The sequence below is a fragment of the Pseudomonas sp. genome, assembly GCF_030690725.1.
Taxonomy (GTDB): Bacteria; Pseudomonadota; Gammaproteobacteria; order Pseudomonadales; family Pseudomonadaceae; genus Aquipseudomonas.
Window position 1 is genome coordinate 66,154 of the sequence record NZ_JAUYGD010000029.1, and the last position, 7,110, is coordinate 73,263.

Consider the following 7,110-nt stretch of genomic DNA (forward strand, 5'->3'; position numbering starts at 1 on the left):
CCCATGCCGCGCAAAGTTTTGTTATCCGAAAAGCTATCAAAGTCCAAACTCCAATCAAGTGCGCAGCGTGGCTTAACAAGCCTGGCAAGAAAATTCTCAGCTGGAGAAAATGTTAACCCTTATCAAGGTAGAGGCTTAACTTGTTGCCGCTGACCGAAAACTGACCCAGTAGAGGCTGTTCTGCCGACTGAAAACTGACCCAGGTGTTCAACTGCTTCTGCTCAATTTTTGAGCAGGAGAACACAGGGTGATCAGTATGGAAATGATGGGCAAAATCCGCCGGATGTATTTCCGCGACAAGCTGTCGCTGCATGAGATAGCCAAGCGCACCGGGTTGGCGCGCAACACGATTCGCAAGTGGGTCAGAGCACCTGAGGCCAAGCCGCCGGTCTACCAACGCCGCGCGATCTTCAACAAACTCAGCCCTTTTCACACCACGCTGGAGCAGGCGCTAAAGGCCGATTCGCTGCGGCCCAAGCAACAGCGGCGCAGTGCCAAGGCGCTGTTGGCGCAAATCAAAGCCGAAGGTTATGACGGTGGCTACAGCCAGCTCACCGCGTTTATCCGTGCCTGGCGAGGGGGACAGGGCAAGGCGTCGCAGGCCTTTGTGCCGCTGACCTTTGCTCTTGGCGAGGCGTTTCAGTTTGACTGGAGCGAGGAAGGCTTGCTGGTCGGCGGCATTTACCGGCGTATGCAGGTGGCACATCTGAAGCTGTGTGCCAGCCGTGCGTTCTGGCTTGTGGCGTATCCGAGCCAGGGCCATGAGATGTTATTTGACGCCCATACACGCTCGTTCGGCGCCTTGGGCGGCGTGCCGCGCCGGGGCATCTACGACAACATGAAGACCGCCGTCGACAAGGTCAATAAGGGCAAAGGCCGGGCGGTGAATGCACGCTTTGCGGTGATGTGCGCGCATTACCTGTTCGATCCGGACTTCTGCAACGTCGCCGCTGGTTGGGAAAAGGGCATCGTTGAAAAGAACGTGCAAGACAGCCGCAGGCGTATCTGGCTAGACGCCCAGGACTGTCAGTTTCACTCCTTCGAGGAACTCAATGCCTGGCTGGGCCAGCGCTGCCGCGCGCTTTGGAGCGAGCTGACGCACCCTCAATACAGCGGGCTGAGTGTGGCCGAAGTGCTGGAGTTGGAGCGCGCTGAACTGATGCCTGTGCCAGCGCCATTCGACGGTTACGTCGAGCGGCCTGCGCGGGTCTCCAGCACCTGTCTGGTCAGCGTCGGGCGCAACCGCTACTCGGTGCCGTGTGAGTACGCGGGTAAGTGGGTCAGCAGCCGTTTGTATCCGACGCGAATCGAGGTGGTGGCTGACGACGCGCTGATCGCCAGCCATGTCCGCTTGCTGGATCGCGACCAGGTCAGCTATGACTGGCAGCACTACCTCCCGCTGATCGAACGCAAGCCCGGTGCGCTGCGCAACGGCGCGCCCTTTGCTGATCTGCCGGCGCCGCTGCGTCAGCTTAAGCACGGTCTGGGGCGTCATGCCGGCGGTGACCGGATCATGGCGCAAGTTCTGGCTGCCGTACCGGTCGCCGGGCTCGATGCCGTGCTGGTAGCCGTTGAGCTGGTACTGGAGAGCGGCAGCCTGAGCGCCGAACACATCCTCAATGTCGTGGCACGGCTGACAGCATCCGAACCACCACCCAGCGTCGAAACCCACTTGTCGCTCAAGGAAGCCCCCGTCGCTAACACGGCGCGCTACGACCGCCTGCGTGGCCAGGCCGAGGAGGTCGGTCATGCGTGATTTGATGGCGGAACTCAAGGAGCTGCGCCTGCACGGCATGGCCACGGCCTGGGCGGAGTTAACTGCACAGGGTGAGTCGAACACAGCCTCGTCCAAGTGGCTGCTCGAACACCTGCTGGAACAAGAGCACACAGATCGCGCCATGCGCTCGGTGAGCCACCAGATGAACATGGCCAAGCTGCCGATGCACCGCGATATGGCCGGCTTCGACTTCAGCGCCTCCAGCGCCGACGCTCGCTTGATCAGCGAGCTGGCCAATCTGAGCTTTACCGACACCGCGCAGAACGTGGTGCTGATCGGTGGGCCAGGCACCGGTAAAACCCACCTAGCCACCGCGCTGGCCGTGTCCGGCATCACCCGGCATGGCAAGCGCGTGCGCTTCTACTCCACGGTCGATCTGGTCAATCTGCTGGAGCGCGAAAAACACGACGGCAAAGCCGGGCGGATCGCCCAGGCACTGCTGCGCATGGATCTGGTCATCCTCGACGAACTGGGTTATCTGCCGTTCAGCCAGGCTGGCGGTGCGTTGCTGTTTCACCTGCTGTCCAAGCTGTACGAACACACCAGCGTGGTGATCACCACCAACCTGAGCTTCGCCGAATGGTCGAGCGTGTTCGGCGACGCCAAGATGACCACAGCTCTGCTGGATCGGCTGACGCACCACTGCCACATCGTCGAAACCGGTAACGAGTCCTATCGCCTGCAACACAGTAGCTTGGCGGCCCAGGCCAAGATCAAATCACGGGAGCGAAAGCGTAAGGGCGGCCAGGAACCGGAGGACGATGAGCCGTTCTGATTTCATGGCGACGACGGCCTGCTACATGGCTGCGTGTGGCAGGTCTTAAACAACTGAACTGGGCTAGCGAAGGAGTGGGGGCAACAGCAGCTGCGCTGGTAGACTTATCCACAGTTGCTGGTAACAAAATCAGCAATCCGCCCTGGGTCAAATTTCAATCGGCAGGGTGGGTCAATTTTCCATCAGCGCCAACAGACACGCGCACACACTCCTGCAATAACCACGCGTTGTCAGCAATGCTGGGAATAAATGTGGATGACCGATTACCAGATACCGCCCAGAGCCACGAATAAAAAGCATCCAGGCAATGAATACCGTCATCGGACGTACAATAATCCGCGAGAAGAATGATCAAATTTGCAGGAAGACCTCGAACGGGAACCATGCGATGAAGATTTTCAGCAACCTTCTGAACGATGTTCTCAGTGTTAATTTTTTCATTCTTCTTAAAGATGGGTAGTTGTGTCTTTACCCATACGACCATCACCTCTGCATTGTAGTCCAGGATGTATTTCATCAGCCCCGGATGCCTAGGCATCATAGCGATTGCAACCCTTTGACCGGACTCACCTGCTATTGAAATAGAAGAAAGATGTTCACCGTCCATCGCCGCCACACATGCACTTCCAATAACTCTTGGAATGATCTGTTCACTTGAGAATGCATCTCCAAGCGCTTCGTTAATCTCCACAAAGCGATGAGTCACATCATAACCTGATGAGGATGAACCAATCGAGAGAATTCCATAGGTCACATTGGGATCACCAGTCCTACTAAATCCCTTTAATTCAGAGAGGAAGTAGGAGGTTGAGCACCAACAACCAAAAGAAACAGAGTAAGTGGTAATGGTTTTAAGGGTTTTTTGAATCTGAATAGACTGGAGAATTTTTGACCCTGAAGCTATGGCCATTTTTCGATGATTGCTCTCAATATCATACCTTCGAGCGACGTAGACTGATCCAGCCACGCACGCAACGCACGCAACGCCAGCGACCAAGGACGCCAATAGCGCAGGAACAAACCAAGGACTGGAGTATTCACATTCCATTGCCAATCCCATGGCCAGTAAGCCAAAAAGAATAACCCCGCTGATTAGCAAGGCAATCAAGCGATCAGCTGATTCTTCAGCGCGCAGCCTTTCTTGATACTCCCCACCAAAAAGACGGTTTTCGTATCTTCGAGCAGCGAAGGACTCATTCACCTTAAATTCCAAAGTCATCCATCAGAATCTGACGCCCCGAATCAGGAAAGCGCGCCATTGCAGCTTCAGCCCCAAACAGTCTCGCATAACCAACTGCCGCACCTTTGTAATCACTCGCATTAGGCGAAAGCCCTACGCGCTGAATGATCGACTTAACCACATGGCAGAAGGCTTCATGAACTGATTCATCGTGCCCAGCCACCTCAGAGGGAGCCGACACGCCCGACACACAGTGGGTCAGCATCCACGCATTGTCATTCAGCTTGCGCATGAGCTTGGATGAGGGCCTGCGGGTTGTCAGCCAAAACCATCGGTAAAACCCCTCCAGGCAATGAACACCTTCATCGCTGGTGCAGTAATCCGTCAGTCGCACGATAAGATCAACAGGCAGAAGGCGCCCAGTAGGCAAGCGATGAAGATTCTCAGCTACCTTTTTGATCATATTTTTGGTGTCAAATGCCTCACCTTGCATAATATCGCTCAAATGACACGCTACCCACGCCGCCATGATCTCTTCGTCATAGGCAGGCACATACATCATCAGCCACGGGCGTTGTGGCATCATCGCAATGGCCACTCGCTTACCTGACTCACCTGAAAATGAAATGACGGGCAGGTGTTTTTTCTCGATGACAGCAAGGCATGCTTTTCCAACAGCCCTAGGGACGTTGTGATGTTGCCCAAATGCATCAGACAGCGCCTCATTAAGCCACAGGAAGCCATGGGTTGGACTGCCGCCATCAGACGATGTGCGGATGAAGAGAATGCAATAGGCGCGCGTGCCTTCACTGATTCGCTCGCCACCAATCAAGTCAGCGAGGTAGTAGGTGGTTGAAACGGCTGTTCGACCAAAGAGTGGCCTGGTGGTAAGTGTTTCCAGCCTAACGTGCACGCAAAATTTTTCCAGGATTTCCTTTTTAGAGCGGCTCACCATTGCGCGGTGGGGGCCAACCTCATGGTAAAAGCGAGCCTGGTGCCTGGCCTTAACAAGACCAGCAATGACCGAGAAGGTAGCCGCCACCAAGAGTGGAATAATCAGAGCATTGGCGACGCCAATCGCCAGCACTACGCATATCGCAAAAATACCCGCAGCCACCGAAGCAGCTACAAACCATTTAATCGAAGAATCAATCGCCATTCGACCATGAAGGCGACGCTTGTCTTCACGCTTGCCCTGGAAAAACAGGCTTCCGTGGTTTTTTTGATCGGAATAAGGGCTCATTTGATCACCTACAGCGAAAGGTCACTTTTCAGGTACAGACGTTTGCCATCCGGGTACTTCTCAAGCGCCTGCTCTGTACCATACAGATAGCGATAACCCAGCATCGCCATTTCACCAGCCTGTTCCTTGTAATCAATGCCAACGCGGTCAACAATCATTTTGACCACCACCGCAGTGAAATCAGGCACCAGCAGAGCACCCGAATAACCTTCAAGCTCAGGGCAGGCATCATCCTTGAACCATGACAGCAGGGCATACAAGCCCTTTTTACGAGCGTAATCTCCAGGCGTATGCAACATTCTATTTCGACTTTCAGTAAACACGCTTAGCCATTTAATGTAAGCATCTACGTAGCGATCACCATCATTGTGAAGATATGCGCTAGCGATAGAAACAAAGAACTGCGTTGGGACATATACACGAATCCCAGACTTATACAGACTCGATAAAGCGGCAACGTCTACATCACCAATGCTTTCAGCAGCTGCATTTGAAGGAAAATGATTGCGAAGCCAAAGAGAAACTAGTTCAGGGTCTTCGATTTCTGTAAGTTCAGCCACGAATTTATTGCAGGGAATAGCTGCCATCAATAACTGTTTTTTATAGGGCACGTCAAAATCAATAGCATCGTACATGGCCGGAGTCATCGCACTAAACATGCTTTTCATGTCGACAGATTTACACAAAAAGGGAAGCTTGGCGCCTTCTTTGGCACTCAGCGACAGGGCCGCGTTCAGAGGAACGAATGAAAAAACCACTTCTTCCGAGCCGCTTTTTGAGCGCAACTCCAACAAACCAAGATCCTCGCCCTTGAATGCTATATAGGTTGACCTCCCCTCAAAAACAAACAGCAATACACCCTGAATAGAACACTGAACCAGGGAGAAAATATCGTAGTCAACACTTACGTTACGAGCAATTTTTGAAATTAGGTACTTATGCCCCTTAATCTCAAAAACAGCCTTGCGCTTTATTGAAAGATTTTTAAGCGCATAGTAAAAAGGCGGGGCCACGCAAGCAAATAGAATTAGGCGCACAAAGACCCCAGCGATTGAGGTATCAACCACCCCAAACTCAGGAATAAATGACATGACTAGAATAGTAACTACAAAAGCAAATAAGACAAACGCGAGGAACGCCCAAAGATACGCATCCCGCAGCTTATTTTTATTGCCATCCAAGGAATCATCAAGATCATCCCTGGCAGCTTTTGATCTATACAGGATGGAATTAACCAGGTCTTCACGCGTCTCCCGCTCATTCCGCTGATCCAGCAGGGTTTGCTCTTGAGTGCCGTACTTACCGAACAAAAGATTGATCATTTTATCGCTGCCGGATGCTTTAACTGATCTAAAGCATAGGCATATATTGACAAAATGTCAATGATTTTGTCGGAAAGCGCATCGATAAGTGATGCGCACGGAGGGTCTCATCGCCGATCAAAAATTGCTGCACCAGCACCTACAGCGACATGTCATTCCTCAGGAATAGACCCTTTCCTGCGGGGTATTTCTTCAGTGCCTGCTCAGTGCCATACAGGTAGCGATAGCCGAGAACCCCTGAGTCGCTCAATATCCCGCAAGAATCAACGCCCAGGCGCTCTACGAGCATCTTAATGCTGGCACCGATAAAGTCGGGCACCAGTTTTTGGCCTTCGTAGCCTTCAAGTTGCGGCTCATCATCATGCATAAGGAGCGAAAGCAATGAATTGGGGCTCAGATGCTTATCCGGCCATGAATATTGAGGACTACTAGGGTGTCGGCTTGTGACAAACACATTCAGCCAATGAGCACACACCTGCGCATACTCGCGCCCTGGATTATCGACATAAGCCCGGACGATTTCGATGAAAAACGGCGTTGGAATGTAGACCTTGTCATGCTCAGTATAAAGGCTTACCAAAGCACAGATATCGACATCCTCCAGGCGCCTAGCTACGACGCTATCAGGCAAGTGAAGCCGCAGCCAAGCAGCAATGCAATCGCTGTCTTCAATCCGAGTCAGTTCAGCCACATACTTATTTCGAGGAATGGCTGCCATTAGGAGCAGTCGCTTGTAAGGAACCTCAAAATCAATGCAGGGATACATGCCATGCTCAAGAACAGCAAAGACATGATGGAGCCCGACACAGCGCC

6 protein-coding genes are annotated in these 7,110 nt (G+C 52.9%); 2 read left to right on the plus strand and 4 right to left on the minus strand.

The genetic code is table 11. The annotated features are described in order from the left end of the window. Window positions 1-256: 256 nt before the first annotated feature. Together istA and istB are read left to right on the plus strand one after the other, a co-directional pair. The gene (gene istA, locus Q8O69_RS05485) at window positions 257-1,756 is read left to right on the plus strand and encodes an IS21-like element ISPst3 family transposase (protein ID WP_305590228.1); all 1,500 of its coding nucleotides are present in this window, start codon (window positions 257-259) and stop codon (window positions 1,754-1,756) included. Next, window positions 1,749-2,552 carry an IS21-like element ISPst3 family helper ATPase IstB gene (gene istB, locus Q8O69_RS05490; RefSeq protein ID WP_305590213.1) on the plus strand — a complete coding sequence of 268 codons (804 nt, stop codon included), beginning with the start codon at window positions 1,749-1,751 and terminating at the stop codon, window positions 2,550-2,552. The genes istA and istB overlap by 8 nt, the downstream gene beginning before the upstream one ends. 154 nt (window positions 2,553-2,706) lie before the next feature. Here istB and Q8O69_RS05495 read toward each other — a convergent pair whose 3' ends face one another. From Q8O69_RS05495 to Q8O69_RS05510, 4 genes are all read right to left on the minus strand, one after another. After that, complete coding sequence (locus Q8O69_RS05495; protein WP_305590215.1) at window positions 2,707-3,753, minus strand: hypothetical protein; 1,047 nt, start codon at window positions 3,751-3,753, stop codon at window positions 2,707-2,709. 1 nt (window position 3,754) lies between these two features. Next, on the minus strand, window positions 3,755-4,975 hold the full coding sequence (locus Q8O69_RS05500; RefSeq protein ID WP_305590217.1) for a hypothetical protein: 1,221 nt from the start codon (window positions 4,973-4,975) through the stop codon (window positions 3,755-3,757). Between the two features lie 8 nt (window positions 4,976-4,983). Next, window positions 4,984-6,297: a hypothetical protein gene (locus tag Q8O69_RS05505; RefSeq protein WP_305590219.1), complete on the minus strand. Its 1,314-nt coding sequence runs from the start codon at window positions 6,295-6,297 to the stop codon at window positions 4,984-4,986. A 139-nt stretch (window positions 6,298-6,436) separates the two neighbouring features. Continuing rightward, the coding region (locus Q8O69_RS05510) for a hypothetical protein (RefSeq protein ID WP_305590221.1) at window positions 6,437-7,110 on the minus strand (674 nt) is incomplete at its 5' end.

Coding starts and splice junctions, on each gene's coding strand:
- istB (WP_305590213.1), top strand. CDS start 1,749: ATGCGTGATTTGATGGCGGAACTCAAGGAGCTGCGCCTGCACGGCATG.
- istA (WP_305590228.1), top strand. CDS start 257: ATGGAAATGATGGGCAAAATCCGCCGGATGTATTTCCGCGACAAGCTG.
- Q8O69_RS05500 (WP_305590217.1), bottom strand. CDS start 4,975: ATGAGCCCTTATTCCGATCAAAAAAACCACGGAAGCCTGTTTTTCCAG.
- Q8O69_RS05505 (WP_305590219.1), bottom strand. CDS start 6,297: ATGATCAATCTTTTGTTCGGTAAGTACGGCACTCAAGAGCAAACCCTG.